We start from the raw sequence: 18,956 nt of genomic DNA on the forward strand, positions 1-18,956 counted from the left end.
ACGGAGACGGGAAAGTCTATCTTTTTGTCGCATCCTCAACGATAGTGTGAAAGCCGTAGGCGAACTGCTGGAATCCGTAAAAGGCGACGACGCCCCAGACGAGTAGTGCTGGTATGGCGGCAAGCCACGGGCTGAACATGGCGACGAGTACGGATGCCGAGATACTACCGACGAAAAGGGGAATGGTTCCAACGATGCCGTTGAACGCGACGTCAGTGGCTGCAGACTGGCGAGACATGTTCATCTATCGAACAGAGTAGCATAAAATATTTTGTATCAATCACGTCACTCGTGAAGATACTCTACAACGAAGCAATCGCAGACTACGGACTTACCACCGCAACGTCTCCGAACAGCGCGTCGCCCTCGTGAACGAGCACCGTCGCGCCGCTTTTTCCTGTTCCGGGAGTCGGGCGTAGTCAGGGTGCCGAGGTGACGACCTGTTCTACGTCAGCGAGGGACTGGCCGACCACGGCCAGTCCCGACCGAAGCGTGTCGAGCGTTCCGGTCGCTCTGACGCTCGTGCCGATGAGCGTCGTCGGTTCGACAGACGCGGTGCCGAGCACGTAGACGCTGTTTTCTCCCTCGAACTCCGCGTTTCCGAGTCGAATTCGTTCCACAGCTAGGGCTATATATCACATCGATGTCACTTTTGTTTCCGCACTTGAATGGTACGACTACTCGTGCATCGCGAAATAGGCGACGAACCGTCGTATCGCGTTACGAGTCGTCTGTCAGAATCTGAGCGAGCGAGAGTGCTCCGAACGCCGAAACGAGGAGGGCGCCCCAAACGAGGTCGGGGACGAGCGAAAATGGCCGAATGCCGACCCACGCCGAAGAAACCAGTGCGATTCCGATCGCGGTGAGACGTCGGTAGTATCGAAGCCACGGAAGCCCAGCGTCCGAGTCGTCGACCGCGTTGGCGTCGGTCGCGTTCTCATCTGCAATTTCGCCGGGGGTGTCGAGATACGGGTCGAACTGGTCCGCCAGCGGACCGCGTTCGACGATACCGCGACTCTGGTTGTACTCGATGATACCCTCGTTGTCCAGTTTGGGGAGGTGTGACTGGTAGAGTGCGATATAAACGCGCTGGCGCTCGTTGGAGGAGAGTTTCCGTACCGTCGTGTCGTTTTCCCACGCGGCGACCTGTTCGGCGAGGTCGCGCATTTCGATCGGACCGTCGGTGCTCTTGAGGTAGCGAAGTGCGTCCCGGCGGCGTTGGGTCTGGAGGATGTGAAAGATTTTGTCGCGCGATAGCGGTTCCGGTCGTTCTTCGACCTCGTTTTCGAATTCGTCTATCGGCGGTGAGTCGCTACTCGCGCTCATCGTTTGTCCTGATATCTGTCGCTTACCCCTCGATTCGCGTCGTTCAAGCCGGGATTGTCGTCGTTGGTTCGTCTCAGCATTTGCAATCGCCCCGGTAATCGGTCGTTTCGTTGCTCGCGTGCCATGTGATTCAATATCTTCGGTAGATTTTAAAAAGGTGTTGGGTTCGAGTCAATGAGAACGATCTAATTCATATATAATTTAGATATGGTACTACCGAGTAGCAGAACATTATCGCTCGTCCAGGACAGTCATCGGGCTTTTAATATTTGGAAATCGAAGCTTTCCACGACGATGGCACGGTTTAGCAGGGATTCGTACCGGCGTGGCGTCTGCCAACTCGCGAGCGATGTCCACGAGCGAATGGGTGCCGGAATGAGTATGCGCTCCGCCCTGTATCGCTCGCTCGGCGGGTGCGTTTTTGACCTCTGGAACCGCGAGGTGTCGCTTCGCATCTGCGAACTGTCCGAGCGGGAACCGGAAATCGATGTGGTGAACGACGTCGTCGCCGAGGACAGGAGCGACACGCACGCCGACTACGAGGTGTATATCCGCGCCATGGCGCTCTCCGTCCTCGCACAGGACGTGTGCCGTGTGGTCGAAGACACGGTTGTCGATGCGAATTCCGCGGAACTGCGGAACAATCGGCGCGAACTTCCGGAGTAGGTGAACACACGACCGACAGGCGCGGGACGATTCCGGGCAGTAGATTTACTCACGGTGCCGTCGTGTCCTCATTATGACCGAAGCTGACAGTTCGGACGAGGAGTTTCAACCCTGCGCCAACTGCGGCAAACTAGTCAATATCTCCGACCATCATCCGACGGTCGTCGTCAAACACGGCGCGACTGCCAACGACGTAGAGCGAGTGACGCTTCATTTCTGTAGCGAGGACTGTCTGGACGAATGGACGGGGCCGTTTCTGGACTAAGGTGTCGATTACCCCCCGTAATCTCCGTATCCGATAGAAACGTTCTCCGGGCTTTACGCACCCCCGAGCGCACCTCTTTCGTATGGACGCTCAGCTTCCCGAATCGCGCGCAAAGCAGGTTGGAATCGCGGCGGGTGCCGCCGTCGGAGCCGTCGTACTTTTGCTCGCCGTCCTTCCGGTGGCACTGCTCGCAGTCGAACTCGTCGCCGGAATCGTGGTCACAATCGTCTCGATACTCACCGAACCTCGTAGGGGTCGTCGTCCGGCATGAACCGACCCAAATCCACCGTTTGCTGGTAGTCACCCGAGAGGATCGCGTCTAGTCGCGCCCGAAGTTTTTCGGCGTCGTCGTCTCCCCACTCGCGCGGGTCACGCACCGGCACGACGAGAAAGCCTCGTCCCTTGATTTCTCTGGCGTGGAGCGCCGACATATCAGGCACTCCACCGTCAAACCCGTACTTTCCGGCTTGCGCGGTGAACTCCCAGAAGACGTGCTCGGTCGCCCTCTCGCCCACCGGGAGCAAGATGTGGGCCGCAATCGCCCGGAGTTCGGCGTCGAAAAACCGCTCCATGTCGGCGTACTCCGCTGGAGTTGGATTTCTCTCTCCCGGCAGACAGCACATGTGGAGGTAGCTCATGAACAGGTTTCTGATGGCTGGTTCGTCGCTGTAGGCGTCGCCGAGCAGGCCGACGTCGTTCAGCACCGGCTGGAGCGTCTCACCCACTTCGCTTCCCGTGAACGGGATGCTCGTTTCGTGGCCACCGTGCACTCCCGGATGGTCGCCGACGAGGTGAAAATCTGCGTTCGCATCGCCGTAGCCGAACACCGCGCAGGTTCCGCCGGGGACGCATTCGTGCTGGCAGGGCGGACGCATTCCGAACGGATTGCTGATTCTGTCCGTGACGTTCTGCACGGAATCTCGTAGGATAGAGGTGGTTAAAGACGGTACGGTTCCGGACGAGGCTGGACGAACTGGGACTGAACGAACTATTTACTTTTCGTTCACTTCCAGCACCCGTCCCGCCGCAATCGTTTGGCCCATGTCCCGCACCGCGAAACTACCCAGTTCGGGAATTTCGGACGAGGGTTCGATTGAGAGCGGTTTCTGCGGCCTGACGGTCACGACGGCGGCGTCACCGCTCTGGATGAAGTCGGGATGTTCTTCTTCGACCTCGCCGCTAGCGGGGTTGATTTTCTGGTCGATCGCCTCGATTGTGCAGGCGACCTGCGCCGTGTGCGCGTGGAAAACCGGCGTGTACCCCGAGGTGATAACCGAGGGGTGTTGCATCACGACGATTTGGGCTTTGAACGTCTCCGCGACCTTCGGCGGGTCGTCCGCTGGGCCTGCAACGTCACCCCTGCGAATATCGTTTTTGCCGACTCCGCGGACGTTGAACCCGACGTTGTCTCCGGGTTTGGCCTCCGGAACCTCCTCGTGGTGCATCTCGATGGTTTTCACTTCCCCGCTCACGTCGCTCGGTTGGAACGACACCGATTCGCCGATGTTCAGGATTCCCGTTTCGACGCGCCCGACCGGCACCGTCCCGATTCCGGAAATCGTGTACACGTCCTGAATCGGCAGGCGGAGCGGCGCGTCGGTCGGCGGTTCCGGTTCCGGCAGGTTGTTCAGGGCTTCGAGGATGACTCGTCCGTCGTACCACGGCGTGTTGTCGCTTTCCTCCACGACGTTGTCGCCCTCCAGCGCCGAAATCGGGATGAACTCGGCGTCGTCGGTGTTGAATCGCACTTGATTCAGCAAGTCTTTCACCTCCGCGACGACCTCCCGATAGCGGTCTTCGTCGTAATCGACCGCGTCCATCTTGTTCACGGCGACGATGAGTTCGCCGATGCCGAGCGTTCGCGCGAGGAAAACGTGCTCCTGGGTCTGCGGCTGGACGCCGTCGTCCGCGCCGACGACGAGCACCGCGTTGTCGGCTTGGCTCGCGCCGGTGATCATGTTCTTCACGAAGTCGCGGTGCCCCGGCGTATCGACGATGGTGAAATAGTATTCGTCCGTGTTGAACTCCTGATGGGCGATGTCGATGGTGACCCCGCGTTCGCGCTCCTCCGCGAGGTTGTCCATTACGTAGGCGAACTCGAACCCGCCTTTACCTTTCTCCTCCGCTTCTTTCTTGTGCTGTTCAATGACGTGCTCGGGGACGCTTCCCGTCTCGAAGAGGAGGCGTCCGACTAACGTCGATTTCCCGTGGTCTACGTGGCCGATAATCGCTAAGTTCTGGTGTGGCTTGTCTGGCATCTCCTGTTCCCCGTACTCTGTATTGTTCACTCTCAGCGACAAAAACAGTTGTGTCGAAATCGCCTGTTTCACGCCGCTGTCGGCCGAAATAACTCGTTCGTGAATGCTACCATTTCCGGAGAAAGTATTTATCACCGAGTCGTGATGATAACGATACGTCAGATGTCCTCGCTCTCCCGTCGTACGGTTCTCCTGCTCGGTGCCACGACACTCGCTTTCGGAGTGGCTGGCTGTTCTCGTCTCGCTTCGTGGTCGGAACCCGACCCACCGCGAATCGTGGATTTCAGAACCATGAATTTCGACGACGAACCGCACACTGTCCACGTACTTCTCCGCAGAGATGGCGAAACCGCCTACCGGAAGTCGCTTCGACTGAAGGCTGGTCGTTCAGACGACCCTTCTGGGAGTAAATTTGAAGCATATCCGGCAGAGTCAGGTGCCGACGTTCTCTATGCGTGGCGTGACGACCAATCGAAGGATCAGCGACGAAAACTCGATTTCAGTGAGTACGAAACGGAATGCATCGGCTTCCAGATTCTCGTCGGAGATATCGACGAGTCCGCTCCAAGAGTTTCCATCTGGCAGACGACGAACTGCAACGCAGGAACGTAAATCCGGTAAAACGTGTCTTGCCGCTCCCCGCCGATTTAATCCCGTGCCACTCGAACCCATCACACATGCGCGCCGCAGTGCTGAAAGCCTATGGCGAACCCTTGGAGATAGAGGATGTCCCGAACCCCGACCCGGAACCGCACGGCGTCGTCGTCGAAACCGAGGCCTGCGGCATCTGCCGGAGCGACTGGCACGCGTGGCAGGGCCACGGCGAATGGGCGGACGACCAAGTGCCACTCGGCCAGATTCTCGGTCACGAACCAGCGGGCACCGTCGTCTCGGTCGGCGAGCAGGTGCGCGGCATCGAACAGGGCGACCGAATCGCGGTGCCGTTCAACCTCGGTCGCGGCCACTGTGAGTTTTGCCAGAACGGTCACGGCAACGTCTGTGAAAACGGCATCTCGCTCGGTTTCGAGACGAACGCGCCCGGCGCGTTCGCCGAACAGGTGCACGTTCCCTACGCCGACTACAACGCGGTTCACCTGCCGGAAAACGTTTCCTCGGTCGAAATGGCCGGACTCGGTTGTCGGTTCGTGACGGCCTACCACGCGCTCGCGCACCGCGCCGACCTCACGCCGGGCGACTGGGTCGCGGTACACGGCTGTGGCGGCGTCGGCCTCTCGGCGGTTCACGTCGCGGACGCCCTCGGGGCGAACGTCGTCGCGGTCGATTTGGACGACGACAAATTCGACACGGCAACAGAACTGGGCGCGGACGAGACGGTATCCGCCGAATCGCCCGACGTTCCGGCGGAAATCCGCAATCGCGTCGGTGAGGGCGGAGCGCACGTCTCGATAGACGCGCTAGGCATCGCGGAAACCTGTCGCAACTCCATCGACTGTCTCCGCAAGCGTGGTCAGCACGTCCAACTCGGTTTGACCACCGACGCGGAACGAGGTGAAGTGTCCCTGCCGACTGACGCGATGACGATGCGTGAAATCACGTTTCTCGGTTCGCGCGGGATGCCACAATCGCGGTACGGCGAACTGCTACGGATGCTCGACCGGGACGCACTTTCGCCCGGAAAATTGGTCACCAAGACGGTTTCGCTGGCCGACGTGCCTGATAGGCTCGACGCGATGAGCGACTTCAGAACGTCGGGTATCGAAGTCGTCGAATTTTCGCACTAGCCGTCTCGATACTCGTCCAAACAGAGCGCGAAGAAGGTGAGTCCCATCGAACAACAGATGATACCCGCGATGACGATAACATGTTGACCGTACGGTGCCGAACCCGTCTGGAATTGCGACAGCACGGCTCCGCCGACGGCGACGAACAACGCGCCGAACGCGGCGAAGAGGAGCGTTTTGACCCGCCGTGCGTTCATGTATTCGCGCACTGTCCCCCTTACTTCATTACCGTTTCCCTCCGTCGAACCTCACTCCCCCCAATTTCCCTCCTCGTCAAATACGCAACACACTTAAAATAAGAAATATTTTATAATTATTCTTCGTACCATCCGGTATGCGCTCCCGAACTATCCTTACTCTTGCCCGTGCAGTACTCGTCGGTCTGCTGTTGCTGGCGACGCCGGGTGTCGCGTTCTTCCTCATTGCGAACGCGCTCGCTTCCGAGGCGGGACTCGTCGGGTGGCTTCTCACGGTCGTCCTCCCACTCGCGCTGTTCGGGGTTGGTCTCTATCTGCTAACCGGCGACAGACCGAACTGGCTCTCCTCTGTCGGAAGACGGGCGTAGAAGAACTGTTATCTATCCGATTCGGAATTACACCGGCGTTTTTTCCAGACAGCTCACCTGTTCCCAATCGCGGCTGTCGTCCAATCGGTAGAGTCGCTGGCGAGCGTCCGGAATGTACACTTCTTCAGTGACGGCACCGACTTCCGTCAGATTTTCCAACGCGCTTCTGACCGTCCGCGCCGATAACCGCGACCGCTGGACGATTTCTTTCTGTGTGTGGGCACCGCTGTACTCTAACACTTTGAACACGAGCTTCGCGCTCGGCGGTAGGTCACACAGGCTTGTCAGGGTCTGCTTTTCCATGAATTGGACGACGAACGCCATCCACTAAACGGCTCGCTAACGCACAGGTAACCCGGTGTCACGAATGTCACCCGCCAAAAAGCGTAGGTTCTATCATTGAGGACTGTGAATGGGTAAGTATGCAGCCTGAACTTGCAAGTCGGGAGCACACAACTGACATCGACCGACTGTTCTGCCGCGAGTGTGGGGAGCGGTTCGAAGCGGATACGGCGACCGACGACGGCTGGCGGTATCGATGCCCGAACGAGGATTGTGACGGCTCTGGCATCCGTGAAGACCTCTATCCCGTAGAGGACGTACTGCCGTCGCACCGATAATCAATCGACTTTTCGTTTTCACGCTCCCGCGTTTTTGCCATCTATTTTCCTCCCGTTTCTTTCTCCGGCGGACGGATGGAAACCCTTTAAGTCACCGCACTGCACGAAAACGAACATCAGATGCGGTCCGACGGACTCGTCATTCAATTGCTCGCGACGCTCCTGCTCGTTGCCGGTTTCGTCCTCACCGGTTACGCACTCCTCCAGCCGCCGCAAAGCGCCACGACGTACACTCTCACCGTCGAACAGGTGAGCGAAAACGAACCGGGCGTGCGCTCTTCGTCGGTGCAGTACGGCGACCTTTCCGACGAGGCGCGGCTCGCGTTCGGACGCGCGAAGCTACAAGAGTCCTACGAGATGGAAGAAGAACTGCCCGACCAACTGCGAAACTCGTTCGTCATCGCCAGCGACCTCGTGTACCGAATCGAAATCGGCGAACGCGAACACATTACCGAGCGGATGGCGAGCCTATTCGGGGGAACCACGACCGCCCTCATCGGCGCGTTCGTCTTCGTTTCGTGGCTCGACGTGGTCAGCGGCTTCCGGTCGGAGTCGAACTGAGGCGGTTTCGGGGGATTTTTCACGTGCCGCCGGTCAGCATTTCCACATCGTTTTTGAACTCGTTCGCGTACTCGCGTCGGAGTCGAAGCGCCTCTTCGCGGGGAAGCGTCCATCCGTTTTCGATACGCTGTGAAATCGGATAGTAGCGCGACACGTCGAATCCCATGGTAGTCAGATAGTCCTGCACGCGGAGCGATGCGACGCCCTCCTTGATGGCTTCCTCACTGAGTTCGCGCAGTTCTGAGAACGGCGGTATCCCGATTTGCTCGGTTCGAACGCCGGTTTCCCCGATGGTTACGTCCTTGTACTCCGTCTGTTGGAGGAGGTTCGACATTTCGCTCACGAGCCGAATGATTTGGCTCGGAAGCGCGGTGTCCGGTGCACGCCATTCCACCGTAGGCGATTTGTGACGAAGTCGAACCGGAGTTAGCACCGTATCGTCGCGGTGGAAGTAGTTCCCGAACGTTTCCGGATCGATGCCGCTCTCCCGCGCGAGAACTTGTAGAGTGTGATACTGCTCGTCGATGCGGGCTTCCCACTGGTCTTCGTTTTCGACGTAGTCCCACAGGTCACGGTAGCGGGCGAACGTCGTGTGCGATTCGTAGCGATACACCGCGGCGCGGGACGAACATGCCACCCTGTTTCCGCTGATGTACGGCGAGGAACAGACGAGGGCGAGCGCCGGATCGAGTGCGGTGAGCAGATTCAGTTGCCGAACTACGTTGCCGCGGTCGAAATGGACGTGCGTGCCCGCACAGTTCATCGCGTACTCCATGTCGTCGCCGTACATACTCTTCAGTAATCGTCCGCGTTCGCTCGTAATTTCGAGCGATTCCCGTGTAAGTGGTGTTCCGAGTGGAACCAGTGACTGTCCCTTGTCTTCCGCCGCATCGGAGACGGTTCGAAGCGTTCGTCCGAACTCGCGGCGTAGTTCCTCCGTCCCCGAAACGGGCGGCGTCTGTATCTCTATCAACGGTGCGACGAACTCGGGTACGATGTACTCGCTTACGTCGAACAGTTCGTCCGTTTCGGTCGCCAGCTCACCCGATTCATCGATTACCCAGTATTCCGCTTCGACTCCGATTTTCATTTCCCAACCCCCGGTCGGTGACCGATAACCCATTCCCCCGCAACGCAAATCGAATGCCACCGAACGTTGTGCATAGTACGTCAGCCGAGGGCAAATAACTTACGCGAATTATTTCATCACGGATTCGGTTGCACGCTCTTCGACAAAATAATTTCTTTCCACCGGATTCGATTCAGAGCGGCCAAAACGCGGCGATACCGAGAACCGTCACGACCGACAGGAGCAGTTGGAGCGGCGCACCGATTCGAAAGTAATCCGTGAACTTGTACCCGCCCGGGCCGTAGACGAAGAGGTTCGTCTGGTAGCCGACCGGCCCGAGGAACGACGTCGAGGCGGCGAACGTCACCGCGAGGACGAACGCGAAGGGATTGGCGTCTATTCGGAGCGCCGCCTCGACGGCGACAGGAATCATCACGACGACGCTGGCGTTGTTGCTGATGACTTCGGTGATGAGACCGGTAGCAATGTAAAACACCCAGAGGACGACGATAACGGGGAGGAAATCCGCGCTGCTGGCGACGAGTCCGCCGAGGAGTTCCGCACCGCCCGACGCTTCGAGGGCGATGCCGAGCGGAATGACCCCCGCGAGCAGGAAGATGACGTTCCACTCCACCGAGTCGTACAGCTCGTGGGCTTTCAGCACGCCGGTTGCGACCATGGCCACCACGCCCGCCAGGGCGGTCACGAGAACCGGGTAGACGCCGAGCGCGGCGAGGAGGACAACGCCAGCGATGATGGCGAGAGCCGCGGGAATCTTCTCCGTTCGGTAGTCCGGGTCGGCGACTTCGTGTGCGACGATAAAATCCCGGTTCGCGGCGAGGCGGTCGATATTATCCGCCGATGCCTGCATGAGCAGCGTATCGCCGACGCGAATCCGAACCCGATCGAGCCGCTCGTGGATGAGTTCGCCGTGACTCCGGAAGGCGAGAACCGTCGCGCTGTAGTTTTGGCGGAACGTCGAACTCGAAAGCGTTTCCCCGACGAGTTCGGAACCGGACGGAATGACGACTTCGACGAGCGTTTGTTCTTCGCCGGGGTCGAACGTTTCGTCCGTCGGCGTGCCGACCAGCGTTAAATCATCGAGCGTCACGAGCGACCGAAGCGTCGAACGGTCGGTTCGAAGTTTCAGCACGTCGCCCGCGCGAATCGTTTTCTGGCCGATGGGTTCGATGAACGTCTCGTCGTCGCGGACGATTTGGACGATGTCGGCGTCGAAAATCGCCGCATCGATGGCTTCATCGGCGGTTTTCCCGACGAGCGCCGACCCCTCGTTGACGACGATTTCGGTCAGGTACTCTCCCATCTCGTACTCCTCGATGTAATCTTCCTCCGGCGGAACGCGCTCCGGCAGGAGTCGATGCCCCACGAGTAGCAGATAAAGGCTGCCGGTAACGAGGACGATGACACCGAGTCCGGTGAACTCGAACATGGAGAATGCGTGAAGTCGCGGATCGGGCGTCGTCGCGGCCAATCGCCCCGCCACGTTGCTGGCGAGGATGTTGGTGGAAGTGCCGATGAGGGTGAGCATCCCGCCGAGCATGGAGGCGTAGGAGAGCGGAATCAGCAGCTTCGAGGGTGACGTTTTCCCCTCGTGGGCGAGGTCGGTGATGACGGGAACCAAAATTGCGACGACCGGTGTGTTGTTCACGAATCCGGAGGCCGGTCCGGCGACGCCGATCGTGGCGAACAGCTGCTTTCTGAGGTCGGTGCCCGCGAAATCCGCCAGCTTGCTTCCGAACAGTTGGACGACTCCGGTTTGGCTCACTCCGGAACTCAGGATGAGCATCGCCAGCACGGTGATGGTCGCCTCGTTGGAAAAGCCGGAAATTCCCGTCGCCGGGTCGATGCCCGTCCACGGTTCCAGAACCATCAGCGTGACCATTATCAGAATTGCGGTCACATCGACGGGAAGGAGTTCGGTTGCGAAGAGAACGAGCGCGAGGAAGACGATAGCGAACACTACAAGCATGTCAGTTGTCACTCCGGCAACCCCGACCTGCAACATGGCTTGCTGTACGGATGGTTCCCTGATAACGGTTTTTTCTGTCGGTTGTAGCGTTCCACAAAGATAGATTTCCGAACAGTTTGACGCGTGAGCTTTGGAATCGGCGTTTTCGCTCGCCCACCGCGCTATCTATGAACGGAAAATCTGATAGATGCGATTGAATATACCGACACCACGCCCGTTTCACAATGAGATTGGTAGTGGCGAGAGGACGGTTGCAGTTGCAAACGGTAGGACATATTTAAATGAAATGGTATGATATGAATGGCGTGCTGAGCACAGAGATTGTAGGTAGCAAGGCGATATTGTGAACACAGCGGTATGGGGCATCCCTTTGGTAGTTCAATACAATCTCCTTGTATGAATTACAGTCACGGAAACCTGGACTGTGCCGGAAATCTGCACCACGTTGAACTGTGTACCACTAATCTGGAGGGATCGATTGGCTTTTGGGGATGGTTGTTGGGTGAATTGGGATACACGCCGAAGAACGACTGGGAGAATGGTCGTTCTTGGATTAAGGAGCCGACGTATATCGTCGTTAAACAAGCGGTCGACTCCGAACATCCATTCGACCGAGAGGCATCAGGATTGAATCACCTCGCGTTCCACGCCAGTTCTCGTGAGCAGGTTGATGAACTGACCACAGGTATTCGTGAGAGAGATGACTCGACGGTTCTCTATGAGGACCAACATCCCTACGCAGGTGGATATTATGCGCTCTATTGTGAAGACCCGGAAGGTGTCAAGGTAGAGATCGTCGGGCCAGAGTAAATCGACCGATACGCGCCCGCTATTCAGCACGCTATCAAATTATCACTGATTGAGCATTTCAACGAGGTCAAACGGGACTACACCAACAAAATCAGTATTTCCAGACAGATCTTCTCGAACTCGCTTTCGCTTTGCCTCACCGAATCTCCTCTCATCTCACCAACTCTTCTATCATCTCGATTTCATCGACCGAAAGCCCGTAGGCCCGATACACCAGTCGGTCGATGGCGGCATCAGTTCGGGCTATTTTTCGCTCCAACTCCTCCGCCCGCCGATTCGCCTCGATGAACTCGCGGGCGCTATCGGGTTCCGGAACGCGGAGTGATTTCAGTCTGTCGAGGGGGGAGATTGTTTTCGTCGCCCGATTGGTGAACCCCTCGCGCGCCGCAGCTTGAGGGACGTACCGCGCGAGCAGATCGCGCCGTTCCGTGTTCCCTTCGAACACCAACGCCGGAATCGGGTCGGTTTCCGTGAACCCCCACGAATCGGTTTCAGACGCCCTGTCGGCTCTATTTTCCGAACCGTCGTCGGGTCGGTATCGCGCCGTCGCAGAAATAACGAGTTCGCGACTCTCCTCACGAACAATTTTCTCCGCCACCGACACGGTTCCGAGTCGAAGGCCATCCCGCGTTTCGCTCGTTTCGGACAGCATCGAATCGGTTCCGGCTTTCTGCGCCAATTCGCCCAATCGCGGGCCGTCCCCGTCCGGCAATCGAATTTCGATGGTTTCTCTTTCGCGTCGAAGATCGCTCATTCGCGCCGCGAGCGCGACCAGCGTCTCCCGCTCGGGTTCGCCGATTTCTGCCGGAACCGGCAGTCGGCGCGCGAACATCGGTTTGAATCGCAGGTATCCTCCGCTGACGTGAGTGCCGCCGTACACCTGTTGGAACCAGCAGGTCGCCACCGACGAGTTGATGACTGCGAGGAGGTAGCGAATCGGCAGGTCGGAATCGGAACGAACGCTGTAGAGGGTGTTCAGGGCGTACAACCCCTCATCGTCGTAGGCCGCGACGGGGCGCTCGCTGATGTCCCGAAGGAGCAACTTTTCGGCCTCGAACACGTCCCGGTCGCGCAAACTACCGTACTCGCCGTCATCGATGAGGGAGGGGTCGAATCGAATCCACTTTCCGCCCCACTCCAATCCGTACCGCGAGACATCGCCGCCGCTCACGAGTCGTTCGCAGTCCGGGCGGGGAGTGTCAACGACGAGCTTGTCCCGCACGTTTCCAGTGTGGATTCCCTCGGTTTGGCTGACGTGCGAACCCAGTTCGTCGTTTTCGCGGCGGAGTCGTTCCGCAATCGAAACGAACGTCGGGTCGATTCCGACCGGAATCACTCGGCCGCCGAGTTCGTCCACGAACGACCGCGAGAGGTGGCTTTCGACGGCTCCTGTCCTTTCCGTCTTTCCGATTGTTTCGCCCTGTCGAATCCGAATCGACTCCGTCGGCCCGGCACCCGCCTCGACGGTGACGACGAGCGGATAGACGCTGACGTCCGCGAAGACGGACACCTCCGAGACGTCCAGCAGTTCGACCAGACGATGCCGGTCGAGCAGATGGTCGCGGAGGGTTCGTCCGTACCGCGCCGTCGTCCACTTGTTCGGGACGACGCAGGACACCCGCTCGCCGAGTTCGACCATTCGCTCCACGAACGGAACGTAGAGGTCGAACGCTCCTTTCACGGTGTCGAATTGCGATTTGAGCGCTGCTTTCCGTTCGTCCGAAATGTGCCGACTTCGGACGTAGGGGGGGTTGCCGACTACCGCATCGAAATCGTCCCTTTCGGCGTCGAACTGGCTCGCTCCGGGCCAGGTTGACAGCTCAGCCAGCGAATCGCCCACACGAAGATTTTCCGCGGGCCACAATCCGACTTCGAGCCACACCGCAGACCGGGCCAGCTCCACCGCCAGCGGGTCGATATCCACGCCGAAAACGCAGTTCTCGGCCACCGTTCTCCGCATCTCGTCCGATTCGTCGCCACGCAGTTCGGCCAGACGGTTGATTGCACAGGTCAGAAAATGGCCGCTTCCCATCGCCGGGTCGAGAACCGTCGCGTCCGGGTTTCCGGCGACTGCTCGTGACACGGCGTACTGAACCACGTTTTCGGGCGTGTAGTACGCGCCAACGGACGCCCGTTGCGTCGCGTCCTCCGTGAGTCGAACGTTCCCGTCGGAAACGGTCGGTTCGCAGTCGAGTAGTCGTTCGTAGATACCGCCGAGATGACGCGTTGTGAGTGTCTCGTATTCGATTTCTCCGAGAACGGATTCGAGTCTCGTCGCCGTCTCCGGCGGCAGCGACTCGAACAGGTTCCGCCGTTGTTCGAGTTCGTTTCCCTGCGCAAACGGCGGGTCGTCCCGTCCTCGCTCCGCGGAATAACCCGAAACGAGGGCGCGAAACACGCCGACGAGCGCGGCGTCGAACGCCTGTCGCGGGTCGATTTCCGCCTCGCGAAGCAAATCTCCCGTAACCAGTTCCAGGGCGCTCCGAACGCGTCCGCCGAATCGCTCCGCAGGTGGCCCGTCCGTGCCGCGGAGTTCGTCCATTGCTTCTACCTCACTCTGGGATCGGATAAGTTTTCACCCAGCTTACAAGGCTGATTCCACATAGGGCGGGGAACAGTACGGAACGAGCGGTCGCTCACTCCGCGTAGAGCGAGTAGGCGATCGCGGCGAAGCCGATCGCGGTGAGCGCGCTTTCGATGACGAGGACGAGGTTGCGGTCGATTTGGAACGCTTGGTCAGCGATTCCGGCGAGGAACGCGCCGAGGGTGACGATGCCGAACCCGATTGCCAGTAACCGAAGCGCTTGCGACCCGGTTCGGCGGTACGCCTTGAACGCGAAGTACGTTATCACCCCTCCGAGGGCGAGCGTGAGCGTTTTGAGCACGATGACGATTGGTGAGACGTTCATGTTTCCTTTCGTACCTCCGACCACAGCCGTTCGAGACGCTCGTCGGTCGTTCGCGGCGGGCGCTCTATCGTTACGTCGAACTCACAGTCGTCCGTCAGCGAGATGTTCACCGATTCGACGGCGAGTCGGTATCTGGACGTATGATGGCCATCTTCGCGGATTTTGGTCAACTCCCTGACGAGAGATGCCGCAGTGAGCATATCCAGTTTTCGGTAGAGCGTCGAGAGCGGAATGTCGGTTTCGTCGGCGAGTTCGCGCGCGGTCTGCGGGTCGTTTAACTCCATGATGATTCGTCGGCAGGCGGGGTCGTCGAGAGCTGCGAGTACGTCCTGCAACTCGGGCGCGTCGTCTGCCAAATCCCGCACCATTCGAATTCGTCTTCCGCGTCTCGATACATAATTGGTTCGACTACTGGCATCGTTTTCATTCTCCGAGAATCACCGAAAATCGAGTGACGATGCGGTGACCCACCCCGTCATTTCCGCTGTTCAGCGGCGAATGTCGAAGAGTTCGTAGTCGTGGTCGGGAACGTATCTCCTGAACAACAGGCTGTTTCCGAGCACGCTCACGCTGGAGAAGGCCATCGCGGCCGCCGCGAGCGCGGGCTGCAGGAGTCCGAGCGAGGCTAGCGGAATCATCGCCGTGTTGTATCCCAACGCCCAGAAGAGATTTTGCTTGATTTTCGAGAGCGTCCCCTCCGAGATGCGGATGGCTTTCACGACGTCCCGCAGGTCGTCCCGCATGAGCGTCACGTCCGCGGCTTCGATAGCCACGTCGGTTCCGCTTCCGATGGCGGTTCCGACGTATGCCGACGCGAGTGCGGGCGCGTCGTTCACGCCGTCGCCGACCATCATCGCTCGTTTGCCCTCCGACTGCACATCCTCGATGACGTCCGCTTTCTGGTCGGGTAAGACTTCGGCGCGGACGCTTCCGGGGTCGATTCCGACCCGCTCGGCCACTGCTTCGGCGGTTCGCTCGTTGTCGCCCGTGAGCATGAGTACGTCAAGTCCCCGCGCTTTGAGGTCGCTCACGGCCTCCCCTGCGCTCTCTTTTACCTCGTCGGCGTCCGCGACGACGCCGACGAGGTATCCGTCCGCGGCGACGAGCATGGCCGTCTTCCCCTCGTGTTCGAGGCGCTCCATCGCGTCGCTCGCGGGAGTCGGGTCGATTCCCTCGTCGCGCATGAGTTTCCGATTGCCGACGACGACCTCGCCGTGACTCGTCTTCGCGCGAACCCCGTGGCCGGGGACGTTTTCGAACGAACTCGGTTCCACGACTTCGATACCCCGCTCGCGCGCGCCGTCCACGATGGCGCGCGCGAGCGGGTGTTCGCTTCCGCGTTCCGCGCTGGCCGCCGCGGCGAGGACGAACTCCTCGGTGAGTTCATCCTCGGGTTCGAGTTCGTCCACCAGCGTTTCGGTTCCGCCATCGGTGGTTCTGTCTACGACTCCCCCATCAGTCGTCGGTTCGAGGGCGACCACATCGGTCAGGTGCATTTTGCCTTCGGTGAGGGTGCCGGTTTTGTCGAAGACGACCGTATCGGTGTCCCGCACGCGCTCAAGCACATCGCCACCTTTGAACAGGACGCCGGTTCGCGCACCGATTGCGGTGCCGACCATCGTGGCCGTCGGGGTCGCGAGTCCCAGCGCGCAGGGGCAGGCGATGAGCACCGCGCTGGCGAAGACGACGACGGCGAACTCGAATCCCGAGACGCTTCCCCCAGCTATTTCCGGGCCGCCCGCAACCGGACTCCAGAGCGGAAGCGCGTTCACGAATCCGGCGAGAACTTCGGGAAAGAGATACCAGACGGCGCCCCAGAACAGCGCGTTGGCGATGACCGCCGGAACGAAGTACGCGCTGATTCTGTCCGCGAGGTTCTGAATTTCGGGTTGGCGGGCTTGGGCATCTTTCACCATCTGGACGATTTGCTGGAGGGCGGTTTCGCCTCCGACCCTCGTCGCCCGAACCGTGAGCATTCCGTTTTCGTTGATGGTCGCGCCGATGACTTCGTCGCCGTCCTCTTTTTCGACCGGCACCGACTCGCCGGTTACCATCGACTCATCAACCGCGCTTTCGCCGTCCACGACGACGCCGTCGGTCGGAATCTTCTCGCCGGGACGGACGCGAAGTTGGTTGCCGACTTCGACCTCCTCCAGCGGTATTTCGCGCTCCTCCCCGTTTTCGACCACGATTGCGGTGTCGGCTTCCAGTTCGAGCAGTTCGCGCAGGGCGTCGCTGGTCCTGCCCTTCGAGCGCGCCTCCAACCAGTTGCCCATCGTGATGAATACGAGGATGAGCACCGCGCTGTCGAAGTAGGTGCCGCCGGGAACGAACGCGAGCATGACCGCGACGCTGTAGAGGTAGGCCGTGGTCGAACCCAGCGCGATGAGCACGTCCATGTTCGCCGTCCGGTTCTTGACGAGTGCCTTATACGAGTTCTCGTAGAACTCCTTGCCCAGGAGGATTTGGACGGGCGTTGCCAGCAGGAACTGGACGACCTGCATATCCACGCCGAACAGCGTCTCGCCGAGCAGTTCCGGGAAGAACAGGTGCTCGAACATGAAGGCGAGAAGCGGAAGCGCGAGGACGGCCCCGAACAGCGTCAGTCGGAACTGCTTGCGAATCTCGGCGTCGCGGGCCGCTTGGCGTGCGTCGCCCTCGCTCCCATTTTCACTGCCGTTTCCATCAGCAGTTTCAGTCTGCCCCTCTTCACGAACCGGGGCGTACCCTGCATCCTCGATGGCTGCATAGAAATCTGAAACGGTCGCCTTGGCGGGATTGTACTCGACGCTGGCCTCGTCGGTGGCGAAGTTGGCGTCGGCGCTGATGACGCCGGGTGCCGAGTTGAGGGCTGTCTCCACCGATTCCGAGCAGTTCGCACAGGACATGTCGGTGATTCCTACCGTCGTCGTCGCGCGAACCGGGTCGTAGCCAGCGTCCTCGACGGCCGCGTAGATTTCGGCCAGTGAGATCTCCTCGGGGTCGTACTCGACGTTGGCTTCGTCGGTGGCGAAATTGACGTTCGCCTCCTGTACCCCGTCGAGCGATTCGAGCGCCTCGGTGACTGTCCCCGAGCAGTTCGAACAACTCATCCCGCGGATGTCGAGGTGCATTTTTTGCGTCACGATTGTCTCCTTACGTTCGTCTAGGGGAGGCTTCTTCATTCACGTTGTCCTTTAGAAACGAGCGATTCGAGCCACAGAGACCTTGGATAATGAGATGAAAAACGAATCAAATCATGTCTCCGAATTCATTTCCTTGAAATTCGTTTTCCGTCGCGATTCGCTCCATCTATCCGTGGATTTTTAAGTCAATACGAAGTCAAATTTGACTGATGCGTCGCGCCCTCCTCGCAATCGCCCTCTCGCTGTTGCTCTCCACCGCCGGATGCAGTACGTTTCTCGGTATCGACGGTCGGAATCCAGATTCGAACCCAGCTACGACGACTACATCGCCTTCGAGTGAACTCGTGCCTGGTCTCTCCACGGACGGCCTGACGAATCGGTTCGACCTCGTCGATGCACACTCTCGCGTTTTGCAGGAGGATTCCTACACGATGCGAGTTCGTAGCGTCGGGAAACTCGATGGAAACGTTTCGTATCGGTACAACGCGACCGAACGCCGCGGAGAGAACGGTAGCCACCACGATTTCGCCGTCCGTCAGACGACGAACTCCTCGACGCGGATTCGTTCCTATCGAAAGGGTGTGTGGTCGAACGGCGACCTGAGACTCTCGATGCAGGAGAGAAACGACAACACGACGTACAGACGAGGTTCCGTCGGCCATCTGAACCCATCGCAAAATAATCCGCCCTTGTACTCCCAAAATCGTAATCAACTTCAGTCGCTTTTGCTGGCGTTCGACGTCACGAGCGTCAAGCGGATCGACGCCGACTCCGGAACGCCGCGGTATCGCGTCACGGCGTCCGAACTCGCGAATCGCGACGCACTTTCGCACTATCTCGAATCGGTGGCAAACGCTTCGCTCGTTTTCGTCGTGGATACGTGGGGACTGATTCATCAGTATCAGTTCGAAGCGACCGGAATGGCTGACGACCAACCTGCGCGAATCACGGAGTCGATGCGAATTTCGGACATCGGACGAACGACCGTCTCGCGGCCGTCGTGGTACGGACAGGCAATGGAAACAGGGAACAGTTCTCGGTGATAGGACG

24 protein-coding genes are annotated in these 18,956 nt (G+C 59.3%); 10 read left to right on the plus strand and 14 right to left on the minus strand.

The features are described from left to right. Window positions 1–16: 16 nt before the first annotated feature. From LIX15_RS10055 to LIX15_RS32775, 4 genes are all read right to left on the minus strand, one after another. Window positions 17–238 (minus strand): hypothetical protein, encoded by a 222-nt coding sequence (locus LIX15_RS10055; RefSeq protein ID WP_227773599.1) that lies wholly within the window; start codon window positions 236–238, stop codon window positions 17–19. Between the two features lie 181 nt (window positions 239–419). Then, on the minus strand, window positions 420–620 hold the full coding sequence (locus LIX15_RS10060) for a hypothetical protein (protein WP_227773600.1): 201 nt from the start codon (window positions 618–620) through the stop codon (window positions 420–422). Window positions 621–720: 100 nt separating this feature from the next. Beyond that, complete coding sequence (locus tag LIX15_RS10065) at window positions 721–1,326, minus strand: DUF7344 domain-containing protein (protein WP_227773601.1); 606 nt, start codon at window positions 1,324–1,326, stop codon at window positions 721–723. Continuing rightward, the gene (locus tag LIX15_RS32775; protein ID WP_265338373.1) at window positions 1,323–1,451 is read right to left on the minus strand and encodes a hypothetical protein; all 129 of its coding nucleotides are present in this window, start codon (window positions 1,449–1,451) and stop codon (window positions 1,323–1,325) included. Before LIX15_RS32775 ends, LIX15_RS10065 begins: the two co-directional genes overlap by 4 nt. Before the next feature lie 169 nt (window positions 1,452–1,620). Between LIX15_RS32775 and LIX15_RS10070 the strand changes: the two genes are divergently transcribed. The 3 genes from LIX15_RS10070 to LIX15_RS10080 all read left to right on the plus strand — a co-directional run bounded on the left by LIX15_RS10070 (window position 1,621) and on the right by LIX15_RS10080 (window position 2,528). Next, window positions 1,621–1,992, plus strand: a complete 372-nt coding sequence (locus tag LIX15_RS10070) for a hypothetical protein (RefSeq protein WP_227773602.1) — start codon at window positions 1,621–1,623, stop codon at window positions 1,990–1,992. Window positions 1,993–2,065: 73 nt separating this feature from the next. Next, complete coding sequence (locus LIX15_RS10075; protein WP_227773603.1) at window positions 2,066–2,257, plus strand: DUF7576 family protein; 192 nt, start codon at window positions 2,066–2,068, stop codon at window positions 2,255–2,257. 82 nt (window positions 2,258–2,339) lie between these two features. Next, on the plus strand, window positions 2,340–2,528 hold the full coding sequence (locus LIX15_RS10080; protein WP_227773604.1) for a hypothetical protein: 189 nt from the start codon (window positions 2,340–2,342) through the stop codon (window positions 2,526–2,528). Here LIX15_RS10080 and LIX15_RS10085 read toward each other — a convergent pair. Both LIX15_RS10085 and tuf read right to left on the minus strand, forming a co-directional pair. Further along, the gene (locus LIX15_RS10085; RefSeq protein WP_227773605.1) at window positions 2,494–3,171 is read right to left on the minus strand and encodes a uracil-DNA glycosylase family protein; all 678 of its coding nucleotides are present in this window, start codon (window positions 3,169–3,171) and stop codon (window positions 2,494–2,496) included. The two genes, LIX15_RS10080 and LIX15_RS10085, sit on opposite strands and share 35 nt — an antisense overlap. Before the next feature lie 78 nt (window positions 3,172–3,249). Then, window positions 3,250–4,515: a translation elongation factor EF-1 subunit alpha gene (gene tuf / locus LIX15_RS10090; protein WP_227776886.1), complete on the minus strand. Its 1,266-nt coding sequence runs from the start codon at window positions 4,513–4,515 to the stop codon at window positions 3,250–3,252. 144 nt (window positions 4,516–4,659) lie between these two features. Between tuf and LIX15_RS10095 the strand changes: the two genes are divergently transcribed. Then, a complete protein-coding gene (locus tag LIX15_RS10095; RefSeq protein ID WP_227773606.1) occupies window positions 4,660–5,127 on the plus strand; it encodes a hypothetical protein in 468 nt (155 codons plus the stop codon). A gap of 65 nt (window positions 5,128–5,192) precedes the next feature. Continuing rightward, window positions 5,193–6,257: a zinc-dependent alcohol dehydrogenase family protein gene (locus tag LIX15_RS10100; RefSeq protein ID WP_227773607.1), complete on the plus strand. Its 1,065-nt coding sequence runs from the start codon at window positions 5,193–5,195 to the stop codon at window positions 6,255–6,257. Here the strand turns inward: LIX15_RS10100 and LIX15_RS10105 are convergent. After that, on the minus strand, window positions 6,254–6,454 hold the full coding sequence (locus LIX15_RS10105; protein ID WP_227773608.1) for a hypothetical protein: 201 nt from the start codon (window positions 6,452–6,454) through the stop codon (window positions 6,254–6,256). The two genes, LIX15_RS10100 and LIX15_RS10105, sit on opposite strands and share 4 nt — an antisense overlap. 137 nt (window positions 6,455–6,591) lie before the next feature. On the opposite strand from LIX15_RS10105, the gene LIX15_RS10110 reads away from it, so the two are divergent. Further along, window positions 6,592–6,822, plus strand: a complete 231-nt coding sequence (locus LIX15_RS10110) for a hypothetical protein (RefSeq protein ID WP_227773609.1) — start codon at window positions 6,592–6,594, stop codon at window positions 6,820–6,822. Between the two features lie 27 nt (window positions 6,823–6,849). Here LIX15_RS10110 and LIX15_RS10115 read toward each other — a convergent pair whose 3' ends face one another. After that, window positions 6,850–7,125 (minus strand): helix-turn-helix domain-containing protein, encoded by a 276-nt coding sequence (locus LIX15_RS10115; RefSeq protein WP_227773610.1) that lies wholly within the window; start codon window positions 7,123–7,125, stop codon window positions 6,850–6,852. 119 nt (window positions 7,126–7,244) lie between these two features. Here LIX15_RS10115 and LIX15_RS10120 point away from each other — a divergent pair, with 119 nt between their 5' ends. Beyond that, entirely contained in the window at window positions 7,245–7,442 is a 198-nt protein-coding gene (locus tag LIX15_RS10120; RefSeq protein WP_227773611.1) for an HVO_2901 family zinc finger protein, read from the plus strand. 120 nt (window positions 7,443–7,562) lie between these two features. Further along, window positions 7,563–8,003: a DUF7979 domain-containing protein gene (locus tag LIX15_RS10125; protein WP_227773612.1), complete on the plus strand. Its 441-nt coding sequence runs from the start codon at window positions 7,563–7,565 to the stop codon at window positions 8,001–8,003. 19 nt (window positions 8,004–8,022) lie between these two features. Here the strand turns inward: LIX15_RS10125 and LIX15_RS10130 are convergent, their stop codons facing one another. Together LIX15_RS10130 and LIX15_RS10135 are read right to left on the minus strand one after the other, a co-directional pair. Next, entirely contained in the window at window positions 8,023–9,093 is a 1,071-nt protein-coding gene (locus LIX15_RS10130) for a glutamate-cysteine ligase family protein (RefSeq protein ID WP_227773613.1), read from the minus strand. Between the two features lie 172 nt (window positions 9,094–9,265). After that, entirely contained in the window at window positions 9,266–11,098 is a 1,833-nt protein-coding gene (locus LIX15_RS10135) for an SLC13 family permease (RefSeq protein ID WP_227773614.1), read from the minus strand. A gap of 360 nt (window positions 11,099–11,458) precedes the next feature. On the opposite strand from LIX15_RS10135, the gene LIX15_RS10140 reads away from it, so the two are divergent. Beyond that, entirely contained in the window at window positions 11,459–11,872 is a 414-nt protein-coding gene (locus LIX15_RS10140) for a VOC family protein (protein WP_227773615.1), read from the plus strand. 151 nt (window positions 11,873–12,023) lie between these two features. Here the strand turns inward: LIX15_RS10140 and LIX15_RS10145 are convergent, their stop codons facing one another. From LIX15_RS10145 to LIX15_RS10160, 4 genes are all read right to left on the minus strand, one after another. Beyond that, window positions 12,024–14,414: an Eco57I restriction-modification methylase domain-containing protein gene (locus tag LIX15_RS10145; protein WP_227773616.1), complete on the minus strand. Its 2,391-nt coding sequence runs from the start codon at window positions 14,412–14,414 to the stop codon at window positions 12,024–12,026. A 94-nt stretch (window positions 14,415–14,508) separates the two neighbouring features. Further along, window positions 14,509–14,781 carry a DUF7521 family protein gene (locus tag LIX15_RS10150; RefSeq protein ID WP_227773617.1) on the minus strand — a complete coding sequence of 91 codons (273 nt, stop codon included), beginning with the start codon at window positions 14,779–14,781 and terminating at the stop codon, window positions 14,509–14,511. Further along, complete coding sequence (locus LIX15_RS10155; RefSeq protein ID WP_227773618.1) at window positions 14,778–15,149, minus strand: winged helix-turn-helix domain-containing protein; 372 nt, start codon at window positions 15,147–15,149, stop codon at window positions 14,778–14,780. Before LIX15_RS10155 ends, LIX15_RS10150 begins: the two co-directional genes overlap by 4 nt. A 120-nt stretch (window positions 15,150–15,269) precedes the next feature. Further along, window positions 15,270–17,945 carry a heavy metal translocating P-type ATPase gene (locus tag LIX15_RS10160; RefSeq protein WP_227773619.1) on the minus strand — a complete coding sequence of 892 codons (2,676 nt, stop codon included), beginning with the start codon at window positions 17,943–17,945 and terminating at the stop codon, window positions 15,270–15,272. A gap of 170 nt (window positions 17,946–18,115) precedes the next feature. Between LIX15_RS10160 and LIX15_RS10165 the strand changes: the two genes are divergently transcribed. Continuing rightward, window positions 18,116–18,949 carry a DUF7537 family lipoprotein gene (locus tag LIX15_RS10165; RefSeq protein WP_227773620.1) on the plus strand — a complete coding sequence of 278 codons (834 nt, stop codon included), beginning with the start codon at window positions 18,116–18,118 and terminating at the stop codon, window positions 18,947–18,949. The last annotated feature ends 7 nt before the right edge of the window (window positions 18,950–18,956 follow it).

It is taken from the genome of Haladaptatus pallidirubidus (genome assembly GCF_020700235.1).
In the GTDB taxonomy this organism is placed as follows: Archaea; Halobacteriota; Halobacteria; order Halobacteriales; family Haladaptataceae; genus Haladaptatus; species Haladaptatus pallidirubidus.